The organism is Pseudomonas sp. AK-TSAG1-1 (genome assembly GCF_056821665.1).
In genome coordinates, this window is sequence record NZ_CM165965.1 from 478,207 (window position 1) to 498,021 (window position 19,815).

The window sequence follows — 19,815 nt, forward strand, 5'->3', positions numbered from 1 at the left end:
CTCACACGTCTTTGCGGATCGGCTCTTCGACTTTCTGCGCCTGCACGTCGATGGTGTGCGGCGGATTGGCCTGAGCGGTGGCTTGCGGCTGCACCGGTGGTACCGGTTGCGCAGGCGTTACGGTCGGATCGGCGGCCGCTTTCTCGTCGTCGTTCATGGCTTTACGGAAGCCCTTGATCGACTCACCGACGTCGGTGCCGAGGTTTTTCAGTTTCTTGGTGCCGAACACCAGCACCACGACAACCAGAATGACGATCCAGTGTTTCCAGTCAAAAATGCCCATGTTGCTGTTCCTCTCTAAAAATTGTTCAGGCGGATGGACGCGAGGCTTTCTCGACGTGTCCCGACAGGCCGAAGCGGCGATCCAGTTCATCCAGCACAGCCTGTGGATGCTGCCCCAGTTGGGCGAGCATGACCATGCTGTGGAACCACAGGTCGGCGGTCTCGTAGATCACGTCGCTGCAGTCGCCGCTGATGGCAGCGTCCTTGGCGGCGATAATGGTTTCGACCGACTCTTCGCCGACTTTCTCCAGAATCTTGTTCAGGCCCTTGTGATACAGACTAGCTACATATGAGCTGTCGGCCGCTGCGCCTTTGCGCTCTTCGAGCACTTCGGCCAGACGAGTCAGGGTGTCACTCATGTTTGTGTCCTGCGGAGTAGATGGCGTGCGGGTCTTTCAGAACCGGATCGACCGTTTTCCAGTCGCCGTTTTCGAAGACTCGGTAAAAGCAGCTTTGACGGCCGGTATGGCAAGCGATGTCGCCGATCTGTTCGACCATCAGGATGATCACGTCGGCGTCACAGTCCAGACGCATTTCATGCAGGGTCTGTACGTGGCCGGACTCTTCGCCCTTGCGCCACAGCTTGCCACGGGAACGTGACCAGTAGATGGCACGGTTTTCGGATGCGGTCAGCTCCAGGGCTTCGCGGTTCATCCAGGCCATCATCAGCACGCGTCCGGTCTTGTGATCCTGGGCAATCGCCGGCACCAGGCCATCGGCGTCCCACTTGATCTCGTCCAGCCAGTTTTTCATCTTCGACTCCGACAGCGAACCCACACTTCAATAGTCGGGTTCAGGCGTTGAAACAGTGTGCCAGCCGATCACGCAACTGGCTATCGGCGAACGACCAGATACAAGCCGACTGCCACCATGATCCCGGCGGGCCAATGCCCCAGTTCGTGCATCGGGCCACCGGCGGCGAGAATGGTGCCGCCCGCCAGATGAGCACTGCCGAGCAGACGCAGGAACCAGTCGTCCTTGCGCTTGTGCCACGGCGGTGGCGGGTCGTTGGCGTGTGGCTGGGACATGCGTTCGAGCAGGTCGCGGGCCATGTTGGCCAGGTGCGGCAGCTGTTCGAACTGGCTCTGCACGTTGCCGATCAAGGCTTTCGGGCTGACGCGCTCGCGCATCCAGCGTTCGAGGAACGGCTGCGCGGTGTTCCACAGATCCAGGTCCGGGTACAGCTGACGGCCGAGGCCTTCGATGTTCAGCAGGGTCTTTTGCAGCAGCACCAGCTGCGGCTGGACTTCCATGTTGAAGCGTCGCGCGGTCTGGAACAGGCGCATCAGCACCTGGCCAAATGAAATATCTTTTAACGGTTTTTCGAAGATCGGCTCGCACACAGTACGGATTGCCGCTTCGAACTCGTTGAGTTTGGTTTCTGCCGGCACCCAGCCCGAATCGATGTGCAACTGCGCCACGCGGCGATAGTCGCGCTTGAAGAAGGCAAACAGGTTGCGCGCCAGATAGTCCTGGTCTTCCGGGGTCAGGCTGCCGACGATGCCGCAGTCGATCGCGATGTACTGCGGGCTCCACGGGTTGACGGTACTGACGAAGATGTTGCCCGGGTGCATGTCGGCGTGGAAGAAACTGTCGCGGAACACCTGGGTGAAGAAGATCTCCACGCCACGCTCGGCGAGCATTTTCATGTCGGTGCGCTGGTCGGCGAGGGTCGCCAGATCGGTGACCTGGATTCCGTAGATGCGCTCCATCACGAGCACTTTCGGCCGGCACCAGTCCCAATAGACTTGCGGCACATAAAGCAGTGGCGAGCCTTCGAAGTTGCGCTTCAACTGGCTGGCGTTGGCCGCCTCGCGCAGCAGGTCGAGCTCGTCGTAGATGGTTTTTTCGTAGTCCTGCACCACGTCGACCGGGTGCAGCAGGCGCGCGTCGGCCGAGACTTTTTCGGCGGCGCGGGCGAGGATGAACAGCCACGCGAGATCCTGCGCGATGATTGGCTTCAGGCCCGGGCGGATCACCTTGACCACCACTTCTTCGCCAGTTTTCAGCTGCGCGGCATGCACCTGCGCCACCGAGGCCGAGGCCAGCGGCTCGACGTCAAAGCGGCTGAACACTTCACTGATCTTCTTGCCCAGCTGCTCTTCGATCAGTTTGACTGACAGCTGCGAATCGAACGGCGGCACGCGGTCCTGCAACAGCATCAGCTCATCGGCGATGTCTTCCGGCAGCAGGTCGCGGCGGGTCGAGAGAATCTGCCCGAACTTGATGAAAATCGGCCCCAGATCCTGCAGGGCCAGACGCAGGCGCGCGCCACGGCTCAGGTCCAGCGGCTTGCGCGGGAACCAGCGCCACGGCAGCACATAGCGCATCGCCAGGAGAAACCAGGGCAGCGGCAGATCGAACAGCAGGTCATCGAGGCGGTAGCGGATCACGACGCGCTGGATGCGCAACAGACGGCGGACGGCAAGCAGCTTCATGCGTTATCGCTTGGGTCGAGGGATCGGGAAAGGCGCTCGAAACGCGCCTCGAGACGTTCCAGATCAAGTTTGATCCGGTCCAGTTCGCTGAACCGAGCTTCGGCTTCGCGCTGCCCGACAAGGGTGCGTGATTCTTCGGCGAGGTACTCGGCGAGGTTCTGGTTGAGGCTGGCAAATCCTTGTTGATACCAGCGTGCGCGGCTGCGCAGATGACCGCCGACCAGTTGCGTGGCGACCGGGCCGAGCCAGCGCGAGAGTTCGTACTCCCAGTCCAGCTCAAGATCCTGCAGCACGCCGGCCAGTTCCAGCAGCACGCCGCTGTCGCCATCGAGTTCGACTTCCGGGGCATGCAGCACCGCGGTCTTGTCCTTGCTCACGGCCAGTTTCACCAGGCTTGAAGCCGGGGCGCGCAGGGTGCAGTCGACACCGGTCTCCCAGTGCGAGGCGAGCATCAGGCCTTCGTCGCTCGGCAGGATGAACAGCTGCAGCGCCGGACTGCGGCAATCAACGGCGATTACCTTGCCGGTCAGATGCGCCAGCCGCGGCAGCGCCGTGCTGTCGAGACGCAGCACCCGGTTGAGGCCGAGTTCGACGCTGGCGAGCAGCCCGGTGAGCAGCATCAGGGCTTGATGCCGCGGTGCAGGGCGACGATGCCTGCGGTCATGTTGTGATAGGTCACACGGTCGAAACCGGCGTCGACCATCATCGACTTCAGGGTTTCCTGATTCGGGTGCATGCGGATCGATTCGGCCAGGTAGCGATAGCTTTCCGAGTCGTTGGTGATCAGCTTGCCCATCAGCGGCATGAAGGCGAACGAGTAGGCGTCGTAGGCCTTGGACATCAGCGCATTGGTCGGCTTGGAGAACTCCAGCACCAGCAGACGGCCGCCCGGCTTGAGCACGCGCAGCATCGAGCGCAGGGCGTCTTCTTTATGCGTCACGTTGCGCAGGCCGAAGGCGATGGTTACGCAGTCGAAGTGGTTGTCCGGGAACGGCAGTTTTTCCGCGTCCGCCTGAACGAATTCGACGTTGCCCGACACACCCAGGTCCAGCAGGCGGTCTCGACCGACCTTGAGCATCGATTCGTTGATGTCGGCCAGCACCACCTGACCGGTCGGGCCGACCAGGTGCGAGAATTTCTTGGTCAGGTCACCGGTACCGCCGGCGATGTCCAGCACGCGGTTGCCGCTGCGAACGCCCGACAGTTCGATCGCAAAACGCTTCCACAGACGGTGCATGCCGCCCGACAGAAGGTCGTTCATCAGATCGTATTTGGCGGCTACCGAGTGGAAAACCTCAGCGACTTTTTCCGCTTTCTGGCTTTCCGGAACGTTTTTGAAGCCGAAGTGTGTGGTGGGTTCGGCATCGCTGCCTTTGCGCTGATCAGTCATATCGCTGTCACCAAAAGAGAATGCGCGACATTCTAATCCCCAAGCCATGCTTTGTCTTGGAATGGCTAAAGGTAAGATGGGCAACCTTCGGGACGATTTGCCGCAGAGGTGGTCAAGATTTACCGACACGTATTCACAGCCCCATTCAAAAAGCAGGAGTCATTCAATGGCCAAAATCAGTGTTGAGCGTGCACACAACCTGGGCAAGGAAGCCGCCCGCGAGAAGGCTGACAAGCTGGCGCAAAAACTCTCCGACCAATATGGCCTGGAGCCGCAATGGTCGGGCGACACCCTCAACCTCAAGCGCTCGGGCGTGAAAGGCGCGGTGCACGTGGCCGACGATTCGATCAAGGTCGATGTCGAGCTGGGCATCATGATGTCGGCCATGAGCGGCATGATCAAAGCCGAGATCGAGAAGGCGCTGGATAAAGCCCTGGTCTGAAATACGGTTCCCTGTAGGAGTGAGCCTGCTCGCGATAGCGGTCTGTCAGTCAAGTTTCTGTGACTGACAGACCGCTATCGCGAGCAGGCTCACTCCTACATTTTTTTGCGCTGCATCCCGGCTTTTATGTCAGTTGTTAGGGTGCCGTTTCTAATTTTTCTCCCTACTTTGTGCCTGAGCCCGACACATCTGCGGGCAGTTCCTCAAACCTTCTGCGCGTGAGGTGCACCATGGCCAAAGTAATTCTGAAGAAAAAAATCGAAGCTTCGACTTCTGCTCTGAGCGACGTCAAATCCTATGCCCGCAAGATCTGGCTGGCAGGCCTGGGTGCCTACGCCAAGGTTGGCCAAGAGGGCAGCGAGTACTTTCAGGAGTTGATCAAGGCTGGTCAAACTGTTGAAAAGAAAGGCAAAAAAGCCGTCACTGAAAAACTCGAAGCGGCCAATGCCGAGATCGATGAAGCCAAGAGCGAAGTGAGCTCATTCAAAGGCCGGGTCGAAGTTCAGCTCGACAAGGTCGAGAAGGCGTTCGACTCCCGCGTAGCAAGCGCCTTGAATCGTATCGGCATTCCGTCTAAACATGACGTTGAGACACTCTCTGCTAAGCTCGATGAGCTGACGGCATTGCTCGAACGCGTCGCGCGTAAATCTTAAGGAGAACGGGATGGCTGGTAAAAAGAACACCGATAAAGAAGGCAGCTCGTGGATCGGGAAAGTCGAAGACTACTCCCGCAAAATCTGGCTGGCTGGTTTAGGCGTGTACTCGAAGATCGACACTGACGGCAGCAAGCTCTTCGAGACACTGGTCAAAGACGGCGAGAAAGCCGAGAAGCTCACCAAGTCTGCAGTCGGCAAGAAAGTCGATGCCGCCAAGGACTCCGCTTCTTCGGCCAAGTCGCGCATCAGCGGCGTGAAAGATCGCGCACTGGGCAAGTGGGACGAGTTGGAAGGGGCTTTCGACAAGCGCCTGAACAGCGCGATTTCGCGCCTGGGTGTGCCAAGCCGCAATGAAGTGAAAGCGCTGCACAGCAAGGTTGAAACCCTGACCAAGCAGATCGAGAAACTCACCGGTCTGAAAACCCAGCCTGTAGCGGCGAAAACCGCTGCGGCCAAACCGGCTGCCAAGACTGCTGCAGCCAAACCTGCGGCTAAAACCGCTGCCAAGCCGCTGGCCAAGGCGGCTGCTAAACCTGCAGCCAAGCCTGCTGCCAAGACCGCAGCAGCCAAACCTGCCGCCAAAACCGCCGCCGCCAAGCCAGCAGCAAAAGCTGCAGCCAAACCGGCAGCCGCCAAAGCAGCTGCGAAACCTGCAGCAAAACCAGCCGCCAAGCCAGCAGCGAAAACCGCTGCCGCCAAACCGGCTGCCAAGCCTGCGGCCAAACCGGCGGCGGCGAAAAAGCCTGCAGTGAAAAAACCGGCCGCACCGAAAGCCGCTGCAGCGAAACCGCCAGTAGCTGCTGCAGCCAAGCCAGCTACCCCGGCAGCGCCGGTCAGCGCGTCGAATTCGGCCGCTGCTCCGACTCCGGTGGCAACCCCGACTGCTGCATCGACCCCGTCGACGCCAACCAGTCAGTCCTGATTCTTCAGGGCAAAACAAAACGCCCGGCCTGTGAAGGTCGGGCGTTTTTTGTTGGTGTAGACACTCGTCAGCACACCCCCCAATCTCCCGGTGGGAGCGAGCCTGCTCACGAATGCAGACTGTCAGTCAGGCAGATATCGACTGACACACCGCTTTCGCGAGCAGGCTCGCTCCCGCAGGGGATATTCGTTGCTGCAGAGATCCGGGTCAGTCGTGATCTTCGAGGTACTGCAGGGCCATTCGCTCAGTCGCCACCTTCACCGGCGGCAACAGATGCGGCGCCACCAGCATCATGATCTGGTACACGACGAGTCTGACCTCACCCTCCCGATCCAGAATCCGCTGATAGTCCAGCGAGAACAGCAGGGTCATGGTGATCTGCTCGACCAGTTGCCCCAGCGCCTGGGTATCACTGACCAACTGCCCCGACGCTTTCAACCGTGCGAGCAAGGCCGCGAGCGTGCGCTTGAGGGCGTTGAGCAGGTTGCGAATGCCCTTGGCCAGTTTCGGCAGGCGCCCGGCGAGGTTCGACAGGTCCTGGAACAGAAAGCGGTACTGCGCCAGGCGCTCGACGATCAGATGCAGAAACAGCCAGTAATCCTCCGGCGCCAACTCGACATCCGGTGGTGGGTCGAGCAGCGGCGCCAGTTCGTTCTGGAAGCGTTCGAACAGGCCGAGAATCAACGGCTCCTTGCCGTGGAAGTGGTAGTAGAGGTTGCCGGGGCTGATCCCCATTTCGTTGGCAACTTCCATGGTGGAGACGTTGGGCTCACCCTTTTCGTTGAACAGTTGCAGGGCACATTCGAGGATCCGGTCGCGGGTTTTCATCCAGTCTTCTTAGAAAAGTTCAGTTAAGCGTCAGCGCACATGCACGTAGGTGCCGGGTGCCGCCTCCATCGGTGGATAGTTCGGGTTGCCGAGGGTCATCAGGGTCTCGTGCTGGGCGCCGGAGCGTTGCTGAATCCATTCCAGCCACTGTGGCCACCAACTGCCGTCGACGCGTTTGGCGTCGTAATACCAGGCGCGTGGGTCGCTGCTCAGCTTGCCGTTTTCGACGTAACTGGCTTTGGGGTTGCTTGGCGGATTGAGGATGCTTTGCACATGGCCGCTGCTGGACAACACGAAGCGCCGCTCGCCACCGAGCAGCAGGGTTGAGCGATACACCGCATCCCACGGCGTGATGTGGTCGTTCATGCCGGCCACGCTGAAGCTGTCGACGGTGACTTTCTGCAGGTCGATCGGCGTACCGCAGACTTCCAGGCCGCCCGGGTGGGTCAGCGGGTTGTGCTTGAAAAAGTCCAGCAGGTCGCCATGGAACGCGGCGGGCAGGCGCGTGTTGTCGTTGTTCCAGTAGAGGATGTCGAAGGCCGGCGGCTCTTTACCCAACAGGTAGTTGTTGACGAAGTAGCTCCAGATCAAGTCGTTGGGCCGCATCCAGGCGAACACCTTGGCCATGTCGCGACCGTCCAGCACGCCTTTCTGATAGGAGCGGCGCTTGGCCGCTTCGATGGTCTGTTCGTCGGCGAACAGCGTGGTCGGGGTTTCGATCTGACTGTCGAGCAGGCTAACCAGATAGGTCGCGCTGGAGATCCGCCGCAGTTGGCGTTTGGCTTGCAGATGACCTTGCAGCGCGGCGATGGTCAGGCCACCGGCGCAGGCGCCCATCAGGTTGACGTCACGGGCGCCGGTGATGGCCCGGCAGATGTTCATCGCTTCTTCCACCGCCTCGACATAGGTCGACAGACCCCATTCGCGATGGCGCACATCCGGGTTGCGCCAACTGATCATGAAGGTCTGCAAACCGTTTTTCAGTGCGTACTGGACGAAGCTGTTTTGAGGGCTGAGGTCGAAAATGTAGTACTTGTTGATTTGCGGCGGCACCACCAGCAGCGGCTTGGCGTACTGTTTTTCGCTCATCGGCTTGTACTGGATCAGCTCGAGCATCTCGTTGCGAAATACCACTGAGCCGGTGGTCGTGGCGACGGTCTTGCCGACTTCGAATGCCTGCTTGGTCACCTGGCGCGGCAGGCCGTCGTTGTGCAGCAGATCGTCGAACAGATGGCTCAGGCCGCGCACCAGGCTGTGACCGCCGGAGTTGAACAGCTCCTTGATCGCCAGCGGATTGAGCAAGGTGTTGGAGGGCGCCACGGCGTCGTTGAGCAGCGTGAACGCGAAGTGCGCGCGGGCGCGGTCGTCCTCGCTCATGCTGCTTTCGTCGATCCAGCTCTTGACCTGTTTCTGCCAGGCCAGATACGCCTGCAGGCTGCGTCGGTAGAAGGGGTTGAGGCTCCATGCCGGGTCGGTGAACCGCGTGTCCTGCGGGTTGGTCGGGTGCAGGGTTTCACCGAGCAACACGCGACCGAGCTGGCCGCCGAGTTTCAAGGCGTGCCTGGCACTGTGGAGCGGGTTGCGCAGGCCGTGGGCTGCGACACTGCGCAGCGTCGAGATCAGGTCGCGGCCACGCAGGCCGGTCATTGCACTTTGTGCATTGATGAACACGGCGGGACTGGGCACTACGCCCGTCGCAGGTTTGTCGCGCATGACTCAACACTCCTTCGTCTTCAGGTCAAAAACAAACTCACCGAACCAGAACACCATAGTCGCTGTTACGGGTTGCTGCCTGCGCGGCGTCCTGCCACGCATTTTGTATAAAACCCTGCATAAAGCCTGCCGTGGCGGTTTATCCGCCCAGCGGTGTCGGATGCGGGTGCATCACGGCGCGCTGCCGCTCCTCCTCAAGGAATTTCATGATGATCGGCGCCACCGCTTCGGCGCGGGTGATCAGGAACAGATGACCGTCGTCGATGATGTGCAGCTGGGCGTTGGGAATTCGCCAGGCGAGCATGCGCATGTTGATCAGCGGGATCAGTGGATCGTCGTCGCCGGCCAGTACCAGCGTCGGCTGATGGATCTTGTGCAGCCAGTGAATGCTGGTCCAGCCCAGGCCCGCGAACAGTTGCCAGTAGTAACCGAGCTTGCCCGCCGAACGCACCTTGGCCGCATGGCTGGCGGCCAGCGTCGGGTCGCGGCGGAACGAGCCGCCGTAGATCAGCGGCGCGATGCGGATCACGTGCGATGGCTGGATGTAGCGTCGCGGGCTGGCCATCATCCACAGCACCTTCGGCTTGCCCGGCACCATGAAGGCACCCGCTGCGGTCGCCGCCAGCACCAGTTTCTTGCAGCGTTCGGGGTAGTCGTGGGCGAACTGCTGCGCCAGCGCTCCGCCCCAGGACACGCCGATCACGTTGACCTGACCGTAGTCGAGGTAATCGAGCATCCGTGAGGTCAGTTTCGCCAGCCCGGGAAAGCGATAAGGCCGACTCGGCGTCGACGAGCCCCCGACACCGGGCACGTCGAAGGCGATCACTTCCAGATCCGGGTCCAGCGCCGCGACGAACGGAAACACCAGCTCCAGGTTGGCGCCGATGCCGTTGAATATCAGCAAGGGCGTCAAATGAGGCTTGCCGGGGCGTACCGCGGTGCGGAGGGTCTGCCCATCCAGATCGACGGTACGGAAAATGAACGGTTGCGGCATGCTTCAGGCCCTTCGGGTTAGAGTGGAGCAGTTACAAGCCGCAAGCCTCAAGCAGAACCTGCTCAGCTTGCGGCTTGTAACTTATGGCTTGCCGCTATCTTTCATGTACGTAAGTGCCCGGCGAAGCTTCGCCTGCCGGATACGCCTTGTTGCCCAGTTTCAGTGGCGCTTTTTTCAGCTCGCCCGAGCGCTCGGCCTGCCACGCCTGCCAGTACAACCACCAGGAATCAGTGTGCTTGGTTGAGTTCTCTTGCCAGTCATCAGCATTGGCGGCCGTGCCTTCACTGGTCATGTAACGCGATTTCGGGTTGCCCGGCGGATTCAGAATGCTCTGGATATGCCCGCTGCTCGACAGCACGAATTCAACCTTGCCGCCAAACAGCTGCGCCGACTTGTAGCAGGACTTCCACGGGGTGATGTGGTCGTTGGTGCCAGCCAGCGAGAAAATGTCGGCCGTGACCTGCTTGAGGTCGATCGGTGTGCCGCACACTTCCAGTGCATTGGGGCGAATCAGTGGGTTGTTTTTGAACATCTCGATCAGGTCGCCGTGGAACGCTGCCGGCAACCGGGTGGTGTCGTTGTTCCAGAACAGGATGTCGAAGACCGGCGGCTCGTTGCCGAGCAGGTAGTTGTTGACCCAGTAGTTCCAGATCAGGTCGTTGGGGCGCATCCACGCGAAGACCTTGGCCATGTCTTTGCCTTCGAGCACGCCGGCCTGATACGAGTGGCGCTTGGCGGTCTCCAGGGTCTGCTCGTCGACGAACAGGGCGACGTCGCTGTCCAGGGTGGTGTCGAGCACGCTGACCAGCAGGGTCAGGGCGTTGACCTTCTTTTCGCCGAGGGCGGCGTAGTGGCCGAGCAGGGCGGTGCAGGTGATGCCGCCGGAGCAGGCGCCGAGCATGTTCACGTCTTTGCTGCCGGTGATCGCCGTGACCACGTCGACCGCTTCCTTGAGCGCATCGATGTAGGTCGACAGGCCCCACTCGCGCTGGGCCTTGGTCGGATTGCGCCAGCTGACGATGAACGTCTGCACGTTATTGCGCAGGCAGAAACGCGCCAGACTTTTGTCCGGGCTCAAATCGAATACGTAGAACTTGTTGATCTGTGGCGGAACGACGAGCAACGGGCGCTCGTGGACCTGTTCGGTGATCGGCTTGTACTGGATCAGCTCCAGCACGTCGTTGCGAAACACCACTGCGCCTTCGGTCACGCCCAGGCTCTTGCCGACCTCGAACGCGCCCATGTTGACCTGGCTCGGCATGCCGCCGTTGTGCACCAGATCCTTGGCCAGATGCGAAAGGCCGTCGAGCAGGCTTTTGCCGCCGGTCTCGAAGAAACGTTTGACCGCCGCAGGGTTGGCCGCCGTGTTGGTCGGGGCCATGGCTTCGGTCATCAGGTTGATCACGAAGTGGCCGCGGGCGATGTCTTTGGGTGACAGGCTGCTGTCGTCGATCCAGGAATGGAGCTCCTTGCGCCACGCCAGGTAGGTTTGCAGATAACGTTTGTAGAGCGGGTTCTGGCTCCAGGCCGGATCAGCGAAGCGACGGTCATCGCTGGCCGGTTGCAGTTCGGATTTGCCGAACAGCACGTTCTTCAGTTCGAGACCGAAATGGGTCACGTGCTTGACGCTATGGATCGGTTGTTTGATGGCCTGGGTCAGCACCATACGAGCAGAGGCCAGCAGATCCTTTCCGCGCAGCCCAACGACGGGATTAAGCCCCAGGGTGTTTTCCGAGGCTTGGTACTTCAGGTCATCGTTATTCTTGTTACTCATCTACGACGCTCCATTGTCCTGAGACGAGTACCCGGTTTTCTGCTGTGCAGTTCCACAGCCAATGCCAGGTACTACTGCTCGGGTGACCGTTAATTCTGCATAGCTGCTTTACAGTTCATAGAGCACTGCAGGGAACTTGCCAGCTCCATTGGTTACCCGAGTTTAATTTTTTTCGCAAGCAGGCCGATCCTCGGCCACACAGCAGAGCATTCAAACAGATGAATTTAGAAAATGCCCTCTAAAGAGCAAGAGGCTCGGGCTAGAGCATCAGCTTGACGATCGACTCGTCCGGATCGCGGGTTTTCCCGGCCGCTTTGAGCTCAGCCAGATAATCGGCCCAGAGTGCGTCATAACGTCGCCCCAGCTCGTAGAGATAATCCCAGGTGAACAGGCCGCTGTCGTGGCCGTCGTCGAAGGTCAGTTTCAGTGCGTAGTGACCAGTCGGTTCCAGCTTGCTCAGACCGACGTTGAGCTTGCCGAATTGCAGGATCGGTTTGCCGTGGCCCTGGACCTCGGCGGAAGGGGAATGCACGCGCAGGAATTCTGCGGGCAGGGTGTATTCCTCGCCGGACGCGTAAGTGAGCGTCAGGGTTTTCGAGGCTTTGTGCAGTTTGATGTCGGTAGGGATCATGATCAGGTATCCGTCTGGTGCGGAACCTTGTGGGAGCGAGCCTGCTCGCGAATGCGGTGGTTCAGTCAACACAAGGGTTGAATGTACTGCCGTCTTCGCGAGCAGGCTCGCTCCCACAGTTCCATTACATCTGTAAGAGTTGCTTACAGGATATAACGGGACAGATCTTCGTTCTGCGCCAATTCGCCCAAGTGGCTGTTGACGTATTCGGCGTCGATCAGGATCGGCTTCTCATCGTGCGTGCTGGCCAGGTCGCCGGCACTGAACGACACCTCTTCCAGCAGACGCTCAAGCAGCGTGTGCAGGCGACGGGCGCCGATGTTCTCGGTCTTCTCGTTGACCTGCCAGGCTATCTCGGCAATGCGCTTGATACCTTCAGGCTGGAACTGGATGTTCAAGCGTTCGGTCTTCAGCAACGCGCAATATTGCTCGGTGAGCGAGGCGTGCGGTTCGCTGAGGATGCGCTCGAAGTCTTCCGGGCTCAGGGCCTTGAGTTCGACGCGGATCGGCAGGCGGCCTTGCAGCTCCGGCACCAGATCGCTCGGCTTGCTCAGGTGGAACGCACCGGAAGCGATGAACAGGATGTGGTCGGTCTTGACCATGCCCAGCTTGGTGTTGACGGTGCAGCCCTCGATCAGCGGCAGCAGGTCGCGCTGTACGCCTTCACGGGACACATCGGCACCGCCGACATTGCCGCGCTTGGCGACCTTGTCGATCTCGTCGATGAACACGATGCCGTGCTGTTCGACCGCTTCCAGCGCCTTGGCCTTCAGCTCTTCTTCGTTGACCAGACGGCCAGCCTCTTCGTCGCGCACCAGCTTCAGCGCTTCCTTGACCTTGAGCTTGCGGGCTTTTTTCTTGCCCTTGCCCATGTTGGCGAACAGCGACTGCAACTGGTTGGTCATCTCTTCCATGCCGGGTGGCGTGGCGATCTCGATGCCGGACACTTCGGCGACTTCGATCTCGATTTCCTTGTCGTCCAGCTGACCTTCGCGCAGGCGCTTGCGGAACAGTTGGCGGGTGTTGGAATCCTGAGCCGGCTCCTCGTTGCTGAAGCCCATGCGCGCCGGTGGCAGCAGCGCGTCGAGGATGCGGTCCTCGGCGGCGTCTTCGGCACGGTGGCGCACGCGGGTCATTTCCTGCTCACGGAGCATCTTGATCGCGGCGTCGGCCAGATCACGGATGATCGATTCGACGTCACGGCCCACGTAGCCGACTTCAGTGAACTTGGTCGCTTCGACTTTGATGAACGGCGCGTTGGCCAGTTTCGCCAGGCGACGGGCGATTTCGGTTTTACCGACACCGGTCGGGCCGATCATCAGGATGTTCTTCGGGGTCACTTCAACACGCAGCTCTTCAGGGAGCTGCATGCGGCGCCAGCGGTTGCGCAGGGCGATCGCGACGGCGCGCTTGGCATCGTCCTGGCCGATGATGTGGCGGTTGAGTTCGTGGACGATTTCGCGGGGAGTCATGGACATAATAATTGGCGGTCCTCAAGCAGAAACAAGCCGTGGCACACAGGCCGCGTCAGGCTTATTCAGCGAGATCCTGCTCCTCAATGGTCTGAGTGTGGTTGGTGAATACACAGATATCGGCGGCGATGCCGAGCGCGGTTTCGACGATCTCGCGAGCCGACAGGTCGGTCTTTTTCAGCAGCGCGCTGGCTGCAGCTTGCGCGTAGGCGCCGCCGGAACCCATGGCAATCAGGCCGTCTTCGGGTTCGACCACGTCACCGTTGCCAGTGATGATCAGCGAGGCGTCCTTGTTGGCTACCGCGAGCATGGCTTCGAGGCGGCTCAGCGAGCGGTCGGTGCGCCATTCTTTGGCGAGTTCGACAGCGGCGCGGATCAGGTGGCCCTGATGTTTCTCGAGCTGGCCTTCGAAACGTTCGAAGAGCGTAAAGGCATCGGCAGTGGCACCGGCAAAACCGGCGATGACCTGGCCGTGGTACAGGCGGCGAACTTTCTTCGCGTTGCCTTTCATCACGGTATTGCCGAGAGAAACCTGGCCGTCGCCGCCCATGACGACTTTGCCGTGGCGGCGGACTGAAACGATGGTGGTCAAGGGAAGAGTCTCCACACAGCGGGGCGAAAGTGCCTTATGCCCATTCATATGGGGGTGCTGGAGAGAATTTCAACCGGGGAGGGTGTAGAGGGACGAACGGCGGGGACTGATCAGGAAAATGTGGTGTTGCAATCATTGCCTTCGCGAGCAGGCTCGCTCCCACAGGGACTGCGTAAATCCTGTGGGAGCGAGCTTGCTCCGGGCGGCGTTCCGACGAAGAACGATGACGCGGTGATTCTGGCGAAATCAGCGGCTTTGGCGTTGTTGTAACAACAGATTGCTGAAGCCGCTGCCCGCCAGTTGCTTCTGCGCGGTGGTCAGTTGTTCGCGGTTGCTGAACGGGCCGACCAGGACGCGGTACCAGGTTTCGTCCTTGACCGTGCCCGACTCAACCGAAACGGCCTGGCCGAGCAGAATGATCTGCGCCCGAACCTTGTCCGCATCCGCCTCTTTGCGGAACGAGCCGGCCTGGAGGAAGAACTTGGTCACAGGTGCGGCTTTGCTCACCGGGGGGGCTGGCGGCGGGGTGATACCAGCCAGGGCCGCCTGAGCGCGCGCGGTGTCGATCTTCGCCGCTTCCGCAGGCGTGACCGGCGTGGTCGGAATGGTCGGCACTTGTGGTGTCGGCAGGGTTTTCTCCGGCACGGCGTCCGGCGGCACGATCACTTCCGATTCCGGCAGCAGCGTGTAGAAATCGTACTTCGGCTTCACCGGTTGCGTCGGGCTCGGCGGGGTCTTGTTGGCCTCGGCGATCTTCGACGCTTTCTGCTGTTGCGCTTGCTCGACCTTCTCGCGCTTGACCGTGTCGCTGCCCTTGCCCGGCTCCAGTTTCATCAGGAACACGATGAACGCACCGACCGTCAGGCCGATGGCCATCCACAGCCAACCCGGGATCGGTTGCTTTGCAGGAGCTTGGTAACGGCTGGCGCCACGCTTGGGTGCAGGTTTTTTCTTGGCAGCCAACTTACATGCGCTCCAGAGTTTCCAGGCCCAACAGTTCCAGGCCTTGCTTGAGAGTACGACCGGTCAGCGCGGCCAGACGCAGACGGCTCTGCATCTGGGCCGGCGTTTCGGCGGCGAGGATCGGGCAGTTCTCGTAGAAGCTGGAGAACAGGCCGGCGACGTCATACAGGTAGGTGCAGAGGATGTGCGGGGTGCCTTTTTCCGCGACGCTGTTCAGCACTTCGCCGAACTGCGCCAGCTTCGCCGCCAGCTCTTGCTCGTGCGCGGCTTCGAGGACGATCTGGCCATCGACTTCGCTGAAGTCCTTGCCCAGTTTGCGGAACACACCGGCCACACGGGTGTAGGCGTACAGCAGGTACGGCGCGGTGTTGCCTTCGAAATTCAGCATCAGGTCGAAGTTGAAGCTGTAATCGCTGGTGCGGTGCTTGGACAGGTCGGCGTATTTCACTGCACCGATGCCGACGACCTTGGCGATGTTGCGCAGTTCGTCTTCGGCAAGCTCCGGATTCTTCTCCTTCACCAGGTTGTAGGCGCGCTCCTGCGCTTCGGTCAGCAGGTCGATCAGCTTCACGGTGCCGCCGTCACGGGTCTTGAACGGACGGCCATCGGCGCCGTTCATGGTGCCGAAGCCCATGTGCTCCATTTCCATCGGATGGGTCACAAAGCCGGCCTTGCGCGCCACGGCGAACACTTGCTGGAAGTGCAGGGCCTGACGCTGGTCGACGAAGTACAGCGCGCGGTCGGCCTTGAGCTTGCCACTGCGATAGCGCACGGCTGCCAGGTCGGTGGTGGCGTACAGGTAGCCGCCGTCAGCCTTGACGATGATCACCGGCAGCGGGTCGCCGTCGGCGTTCTTGAACTCGTCGAGGAACACGCACTGGGCGCCGTTGCTTTCGACCAGCATGCCGGCGGCTTTCAGGTCGTTGACCACGTTGATCAGGTCATCGTTGTAGGCGCTTTCGCCCATTACGTCGGCCATGGTCAGTTTGACGTTGAGCAGTTCGTAGATCTTCTGGCAGTGCGACAGCGAGATGTCCTTGAACTTGGTCCATAGCGCCAGGCACTCGGCGTCGCCAGCCTGCAGTTTGACCACCAGGCCACGGGCGCGGTCGGCGAACTCTTCGGACTCGTCGAAACGCTGTTTGGCGGCGCGGTAGAAGTTTTCCAGGTCCGACAGCTCGTCGCTGGTGATCGGGTTTTCCTGCAGATACGCCATCAACATGCCGAACTGGGTGCCCCAGTCGCCCACGTGGTTCTGGCGGATCACTTCGTCGCCGAGGAATTCGAGAACACGGGCCACGCCGTCGCCGATGATGGTCGAGCGCAAGTGGCCGACGTGCATCTCTTTGGCCAGGTTCGGTGCCGACAGGTCGACCACGGTGCGTTGCGCAGGACCGGCCTTGCGCACGCCGACGTGCGCGTCGGCCAGGGCGGCGTCAAGGCGCGAGGCCAGGGCCTGGGTGTTCTGGAAGAAATTGATGAAGCCCGGGCCGGCGATTTCGGCCTTGGTGACGTTTTCGTCGGCGGGCAGCGCGGCGATGATTTTCTCCGCCAGATCGCGCGGCTTCATGCCCGCAGGCTTGGCCAGCATCATGGCGATGTTGCTGGCGAAGTCGCCGTGGGTCTTGTCACGGGCGTTCTCCACCTGAATCGCCGGCGACAGGCCTTCAGGCAACACACCTTCGTTGACGAGTTGGGTGATGGCTTGTTGGATCAGCTGGCGAATGGTGTCTTTCATGGTCTTCTCTTTCGACCGCAAGCGCGGCGGCGCATCGATGCGCGGGTGGAAAAACTGGGCATTATCCGTTGCGAAGACGGGCTTGCCAACCTTAGCAGGCAGCTTATGGATATGTGGTGACAATTCGGGCCTTTTCGCGAGCAAGCCCGCTCCCACAAGGGATTGTATGAACACCGCAGATCCAATGTGGGAGCGGGCTTGCTCGCGAAGGCGATGTTCAGATCAATACAAATCCACGGGATCGACATCCAGCGACCAGCGTACCGCCCGTCCGCTCGGCATCTGCTCAAGCTCAAGCAGCCAACTGGCAAGCAATCGATGCAGCGGCGCCCGCGCCGTCGCCTGCAACAACAGTTGCGCACGATAGCGCCCGGCGCGGCGCTCCATTGGTGCCGGCACCGGCCCGAGCAATTCGATGCCGGTCAGATTCTGCTCGGCCAGCAAACGCTCGGCCGCGCTGCACGCTTCATCGAGAAAGCCTTCGGCCTGTCCCGGCTTGTGCGCTTCGGCGCGCAACAAGGCCAGGTGCGAGAACGGCGGCAGCCCTGCTGCACGGCGCTCGCTCAATGCCTGCTCGGCGAACGCGAAGTAGCCCTGCTCGGTCAACTGCACCAATAAAGGATGGTCGGCCAGGTGCGTCTGGATGATCACCTTGCCCGGCTCTTCAGCGCGTCCGGCACGCCCGGCCACCTGCACAATCAATTGCGCCATGCGCTCGCTGGCGCGGAAGTCGCCGGAGAACAGCCCGCCGTCGGCATCCAGAATCGACACCAGCGTGACCCGGGGGAAGTGGTGCCCCTTCGCCAACATCTGCGTGCCGACCAGAATGCACGGCTGACCCTTCTGAATCGTCGCGAACAACTGATTCATCGCATCCTTGCGCGAAGTGCTGTCGCGGTCGACGCGCAATACCGGGTAATCCGGGAACAGAATCGCCAGCCGTTCCTCGGCGCGCTCGGTGCCGGCCCCCACCGGGCGCAGATCGACCTTGTTGCACTTGGGGCACTGGCGCGGTACGCGTTCGACGTAGCCACAATGGTGGCAGCGCAACTCGCCATAGCGCTGGTGCACGGTCATCCGCGCATCGCAACGCGAGCACTCGGACATCCAGCCGCAATCGTGGCACAGCAGGGTCGGCGCAAAACCGCGACGGTTGAGAAACACCAGCACCTGCTGGCCGGCGGCAAGGGTCTGGCCGATGGCTTGCTGCATCGGCCCGGAAATGCCGCTGTCCAGCGGACGGCTTTTCACATCCAGACGCAAGAAGCGTGGTTGCTTGGCGCCGCCTGCGCGCTCGTTGAGGCGCAGCAGGCCATAGCGGCCGGTGTAAGCGTTGTGCAGGCTTTCCAGCGAAGGCGTGGCGGAGCCGAGGACGATCGGGATGTTTTCCTGGCGCGCACGCACCAGCGCCAGATCGCGGGCGTGGTAACGCAGGCCTTCCTGCTGTTTATAGGAGCCGTCGTGTTCTTCATCGATGATGATCAGCCCCGGGTTCTTCATCGGGGTGAACAGCGCCGAGCGGGTGCCGATAATAATGTCGGCCTCACCGTCCCGGGCGGCGAGCCAGGCGTCGAGACGCTCGCGGTCGTTGACCGCCGAATGCAGCAGGGCGATGCGTGCGTTGAAGCGTTGCTCGAAACGCGCCAGGGTCTGCGGGCCGAGGTTGATCTCCGGGATCAGCACCAGTGCCTGCTTGCCGGCTTCGAGGGTTTCGCGGATCAGTTGCAAATAGACTTCGGTCTTGCCGCTGCCGGTAACCCCGGCCAGCAGAAAGGCGTGATAACTGTCGAACCCGGCGCGAATCGCTTCGTAAGCGGCGCGTTGCTCGGTATTGAGCGGCAGTTCCGGTTGCGCCAGCCAGTGTTCATGGCGCACGCCGGGGGCGTGCCGCCGGATCTCCACTTGCACCAGATTCTTGGCCAACAGCAGGTCGAGGCTGTCTTTGCTCAACATCAGCTTGCTCAACAACTGATGGGCGACGCCGTGCGGGTGCTGCGCCAGCGTCGCCAGTGCTTCGCGTTGCCGCGGGGCGCGGGCGATGCGCGGATCATCCAGGCTGGCCCCGGGCCTAACCGACCAGAAACGTTCCTGACGGGCCTCGGCCAGTTCGCCCTGGCGCAGCAGCACCGGCAGCGCCCAGCTCAATGTGTCGCCGAGGCTGTGCTGGTAATACTGCGATGTCCACAGGCACAGCTTGAACAGCGCTGGCGGCAGCGGCGGCTCGGTATCGAGCAGGGCCAGCGCCGGTTTGAGTTTTTCCAGCGGCACTTCGCTGGTGTCTGTGACTTCCACCAGAATCCCGATCATCTCCCGCCGCCCGAACGGTACCCGCAGGCGCATGCCTGGCTGCAGCTGGGCGCGCAGCACCCCGGCCGGCGCCCGATAGTCGAACAGGCGGCGCAGGGGCGAAGGCAGGGCGAGGCGCAGTATGGCGTCGGGCACGCGGGGGGTCTCTTTCAACACAAAAGGAGGGCGAGCGCAGATCAATTGTGGGAGCGGGCTTGCTCGCGATTGCGGTGTGTCAGGCACCGTAATGCTGGCTGACACACTGCATTCGCGAGCAAGCCCGCCCCACAGGAGAATGTGTTCAAGGCCGGGAGCCTAGCAGACGGTCGGTCTCAGGGACAGCTTGCGCGATTGACATTGTCTGGTAGAATCCGCGGCCTAATTACGTGCGGTATTCAACAATAGTGTTGGGTGGCGGCACGCTAGCTGAGGAAGACATCATGAAAGCTGATATCCACCCGAATTACCCAGTCATTGCTGTTACCTGCAGCTGTGGCAACAAGTTCGAAACTCGTTCGACTTTCGGCAAAGCTCTGCCAATCGACGTTTGCAACGAATGCCACCCGTTCTACACCGGTAAGCAGAAGACTCTGGACACCGGTGGTCGCGTTCAGAAGTTCGCAGACCGTTTCGGCGCTTTCGGCAAAAAAGCCTAAGGCTCTTCATTCTGGAAAGCTTCTACGGCTTTTCCGGT

Annotated in this window: 20 protein-coding genes; 4 read left to right on the plus strand and 16 right to left on the minus strand. The window is 61.0% G+C overall.

The features are described 5' to 3' along the window. Window position 1: 1 nt before the first annotated feature. From AC1UK9_RS02135 to ubiE, 6 genes are all read right to left on the minus strand, one after another. Window positions 2-283: a twin-arginine translocase TatA/TatE family subunit gene (locus AC1UK9_RS02135; RefSeq protein WP_025110286.1), complete on the minus strand. Its 282-nt coding sequence runs from the start codon at window positions 281-283 to the stop codon at window positions 2-4. A 25-nt stretch (window positions 284-308) separates the two neighbouring features. Continuing rightward, the gene (locus tag AC1UK9_RS02140; RefSeq protein WP_007909355.1) at window positions 309-641 is read right to left on the minus strand and encodes a phosphoribosyl-ATP diphosphatase; all 333 of its coding nucleotides are present in this window, start codon (window positions 639-641) and stop codon (window positions 309-311) included. Beyond that, window positions 634-1,035, minus strand: a complete 402-nt coding sequence (hisI, locus tag AC1UK9_RS02145) for a phosphoribosyl-AMP cyclohydrolase (protein WP_025110285.1) — start codon at window positions 1,033-1,035, stop codon at window positions 634-636. The genes AC1UK9_RS02140 and hisI overlap by 8 nt, the downstream gene beginning before the upstream one ends. Before the next feature lie 80 nt (window positions 1,036-1,115). Continuing rightward, window positions 1,116-2,720, minus strand: coding sequence for a ubiquinone biosynthesis regulatory protein kinase UbiB (gene ubiB, locus AC1UK9_RS02150; RefSeq protein ID WP_482579202.1), 1,605 nt, complete (start codon window positions 2,718-2,720; stop codon window positions 1,116-1,118). Next, window positions 2,717-3,340, minus strand: a complete 624-nt coding sequence (locus AC1UK9_RS02155) for a ubiquinone biosynthesis accessory factor UbiJ (protein WP_086793910.1) — start codon at window positions 3,338-3,340, stop codon at window positions 2,717-2,719. The genes ubiB and AC1UK9_RS02155 overlap by 4 nt, the downstream gene beginning before the upstream one ends. Beyond that, window positions 3,340-4,110, minus strand: a complete 771-nt coding sequence (gene ubiE, locus AC1UK9_RS02160; protein ID WP_003220857.1) for a bifunctional demethylmenaquinone methyltransferase/2-methoxy-6-polyprenyl-1,4-benzoquinol methylase UbiE — start codon at window positions 4,108-4,110, stop codon at window positions 3,340-3,342. The genes AC1UK9_RS02155 and ubiE overlap by 1 nt, the downstream gene beginning before the upstream one ends. 166 nt (window positions 4,111-4,276) lie before the next feature. Here ubiE and AC1UK9_RS02165 point away from each other — a divergent pair, with 166 nt between their 5' ends. From AC1UK9_RS02165 to AC1UK9_RS02175, 3 genes are all read left to right on the plus strand, one after another. Further along, window positions 4,277-4,552: a polyhydroxyalkanoic acid system family protein gene (locus AC1UK9_RS02165; RefSeq protein WP_025110282.1), complete on the plus strand. Its 276-nt coding sequence runs from the start codon at window positions 4,277-4,279 to the stop codon at window positions 4,550-4,552. Between the two features lie 230 nt (window positions 4,553-4,782). Next, window positions 4,783-5,205, plus strand: a complete 423-nt coding sequence (locus AC1UK9_RS02170; protein ID WP_473014237.1) for a phasin family protein — start codon at window positions 4,783-4,785, stop codon at window positions 5,203-5,205. Window positions 5,206-5,215: 10 nt separating this feature from the next. Continuing rightward, complete coding sequence (locus AC1UK9_RS02175; RefSeq protein WP_025110280.1) at window positions 5,216-6,130, plus strand: phasin family protein; 915 nt, start codon at window positions 5,216-5,218, stop codon at window positions 6,128-6,130. 207 nt (window positions 6,131-6,337) lie between these two features. Here AC1UK9_RS02175 and AC1UK9_RS02180 read toward each other — a convergent pair whose 3' ends face one another. From AC1UK9_RS02180 to AC1UK9_RS02225, 10 genes are all read right to left on the minus strand, one after another. Then, window positions 6,338-6,958: a TetR/AcrR family transcriptional regulator gene (locus tag AC1UK9_RS02180; RefSeq protein ID WP_482579205.1), complete on the minus strand. Its 621-nt coding sequence runs from the start codon at window positions 6,956-6,958 to the stop codon at window positions 6,338-6,340. Window positions 6,959-6,988: 30 nt separating this feature from the next. Next, window positions 6,989-8,671, minus strand: coding sequence for a class II poly(R)-hydroxyalkanoic acid synthase (phaC, locus tag AC1UK9_RS02185; protein WP_482579207.1), 1,683 nt, complete (start codon window positions 8,669-8,671; stop codon window positions 6,989-6,991). Between the two features lie 139 nt (window positions 8,672-8,810). Next, window positions 8,811-9,665 carry a poly(3-hydroxyalkanoate) depolymerase gene (gene phaZ / locus AC1UK9_RS02190; protein ID WP_025110277.1) on the minus strand — a complete coding sequence of 285 codons (855 nt, stop codon included), beginning with the start codon at window positions 9,663-9,665 and terminating at the stop codon, window positions 8,811-8,813. A 94-nt stretch (window positions 9,666-9,759) separates the two neighbouring features. Next, window positions 9,760-11,439 carry a class II poly(R)-hydroxyalkanoic acid synthase gene (phaC, locus tag AC1UK9_RS02195; protein WP_473014241.1) on the minus strand — a complete coding sequence of 560 codons (1,680 nt, stop codon included), beginning with the start codon at window positions 11,437-11,439 and terminating at the stop codon, window positions 9,760-9,762. A 259-nt stretch (window positions 11,440-11,698) separates the two neighbouring features. After that, window positions 11,699-12,073: a gamma-butyrobetaine hydroxylase family protein gene (locus AC1UK9_RS02200; RefSeq protein WP_482580447.1), complete on the minus strand. Its 375-nt coding sequence runs from the start codon at window positions 12,071-12,073 to the stop codon at window positions 11,699-11,701. A 140-nt stretch (window positions 12,074-12,213) separates the two neighbouring features. Next, window positions 12,214-13,548 carry an ATP-dependent protease ATPase subunit HslU gene (gene hslU, locus AC1UK9_RS02205; RefSeq protein WP_482579210.1) on the minus strand — a complete coding sequence of 445 codons (1,335 nt, stop codon included), beginning with the start codon at window positions 13,546-13,548 and terminating at the stop codon, window positions 12,214-12,216. A gap of 55 nt (window positions 13,549-13,603) precedes the next feature. Next, entirely contained in the window at window positions 13,604-14,134 is a 531-nt protein-coding gene (gene hslV / locus AC1UK9_RS02210) for an ATP-dependent protease subunit HslV (RefSeq protein ID WP_025110273.1), read from the minus strand. Window positions 14,135-14,380: 246 nt separating this feature from the next. After that, window positions 14,381-15,097, minus strand: coding sequence for an SPOR domain-containing protein (locus AC1UK9_RS02215; protein ID WP_473014242.1), 717 nt, complete (start codon window positions 15,095-15,097; stop codon window positions 14,381-14,383). Window position 15,098: 1 nt separating this feature from the next. Next, a complete protein-coding gene (gene argS / locus AC1UK9_RS02220) occupies window positions 15,099-16,835 on the minus strand; it encodes an arginine--tRNA ligase (protein WP_482579213.1) in 1,737 nt (578 codons plus the stop codon). Between the two features lie 222 nt (window positions 16,836-17,057). Next, window positions 17,058-19,277 (minus strand): primosomal protein N', encoded by a 2,220-nt coding sequence (locus AC1UK9_RS02225; protein ID WP_482579215.1) that lies wholly within the window; start codon window positions 19,275-19,277, stop codon window positions 17,058-17,060. Window positions 19,278-19,561: 284 nt separating this feature from the next. Between AC1UK9_RS02225 and rpmE the strand changes: the two genes are divergently transcribed. Beyond that, window positions 19,562-19,777, plus strand: coding sequence for a 50S ribosomal protein L31 (rpmE, locus tag AC1UK9_RS02230; protein WP_025110269.1), 216 nt, complete (start codon window positions 19,562-19,564; stop codon window positions 19,775-19,777). Window positions 19,778-19,815: the final 38 nt, after the last annotated feature.

Bases quoted from the DNA above. Each gene is read 5' to 3' on its own strand.
- phaZ (WP_025110277.1), bottom strand. From the start codon at position 9,665: ATGCCGCAACCGTTCATTTTCCGTACCGTCGATCTGGATGGGCAGACC.
- phaC (WP_482579207.1), bottom strand. From the start codon at position 8,671: ATGCGCGACAAACCTGCGACGGGCGTAGTGCCCAGTCCCGCCGTGTTC.
- AC1UK9_RS02180 (WP_482579205.1), bottom strand. From the start codon at position 6,958: ATGAAAACCCGCGACCGGATCCTCGAATGTGCCCTGCAACTGTTCAAC.
- hslU (WP_482579210.1), bottom strand. From the start codon at position 13,548: ATGTCCATGACTCCCCGCGAAATCGTCCACGAACTCAACCGCCACATC.
- AC1UK9_RS02140 (WP_007909355.1), bottom strand. From the start codon at position 641: ATGAGTGACACCCTGACTCGTCTGGCCGAAGTGCTCGAAGAGCGCAAA.
- AC1UK9_RS02165 (WP_025110282.1), top strand. From the start codon at position 4,277: ATGGCCAAAATCAGTGTTGAGCGTGCACACAACCTGGGCAAGGAAGCC.
- AC1UK9_RS02155 (WP_086793910.1), bottom strand. From the start codon at position 3,340: ATGCTGCTCACCGGGCTGCTCGCCAGCGTCGAACTCGGCCTCAACCGG.
- hisI (WP_025110285.1), bottom strand. From the start codon at position 1,035: ATGAAAAACTGGCTGGACGAGATCAAGTGGGACGCCGATGGCCTGGTG.
- rpmE (WP_025110269.1), top strand. From the start codon at position 19,562: ATGAAAGCTGATATCCACCCGAATTACCCAGTCATTGCTGTTACCTGC.
- AC1UK9_RS02170 (WP_473014237.1), top strand. From the start codon at position 4,783: ATGGCCAAAGTAATTCTGAAGAAAAAAATCGAAGCTTCGACTTCTGCT.
- ubiE (WP_003220857.1), bottom strand. From the start codon at position 4,110: ATGACTGATCAGCGCAAAGGCAGCGATGCCGAACCCACCACACACTTC.
- AC1UK9_RS02175 (WP_025110280.1), top strand. From the start codon at position 5,216: ATGGCTGGTAAAAAGAACACCGATAAAGAAGGCAGCTCGTGGATCGGG.
- phaC (WP_473014241.1), bottom strand. From the start codon at position 11,439: ATGAGTAACAAGAATAACGATGACCTGAAGTACCAAGCCTCGGAAAAC.
- argS (WP_482579213.1), bottom strand. From the start codon at position 16,835: ATGAAAGACACCATTCGCCAGCTGATCCAACAAGCCATCACCCAACTC.
- AC1UK9_RS02135 (WP_025110286.1), bottom strand. From the start codon at position 283: ATGGGCATTTTTGACTGGAAACACTGGATCGTCATTCTGGTTGTCGTG.
- ubiB (WP_482579202.1), bottom strand. From the start codon at position 2,720: ATGAAGCTGCTTGCCGTCCGCCGTCTGTTGCGCATCCAGCGCGTCGTG.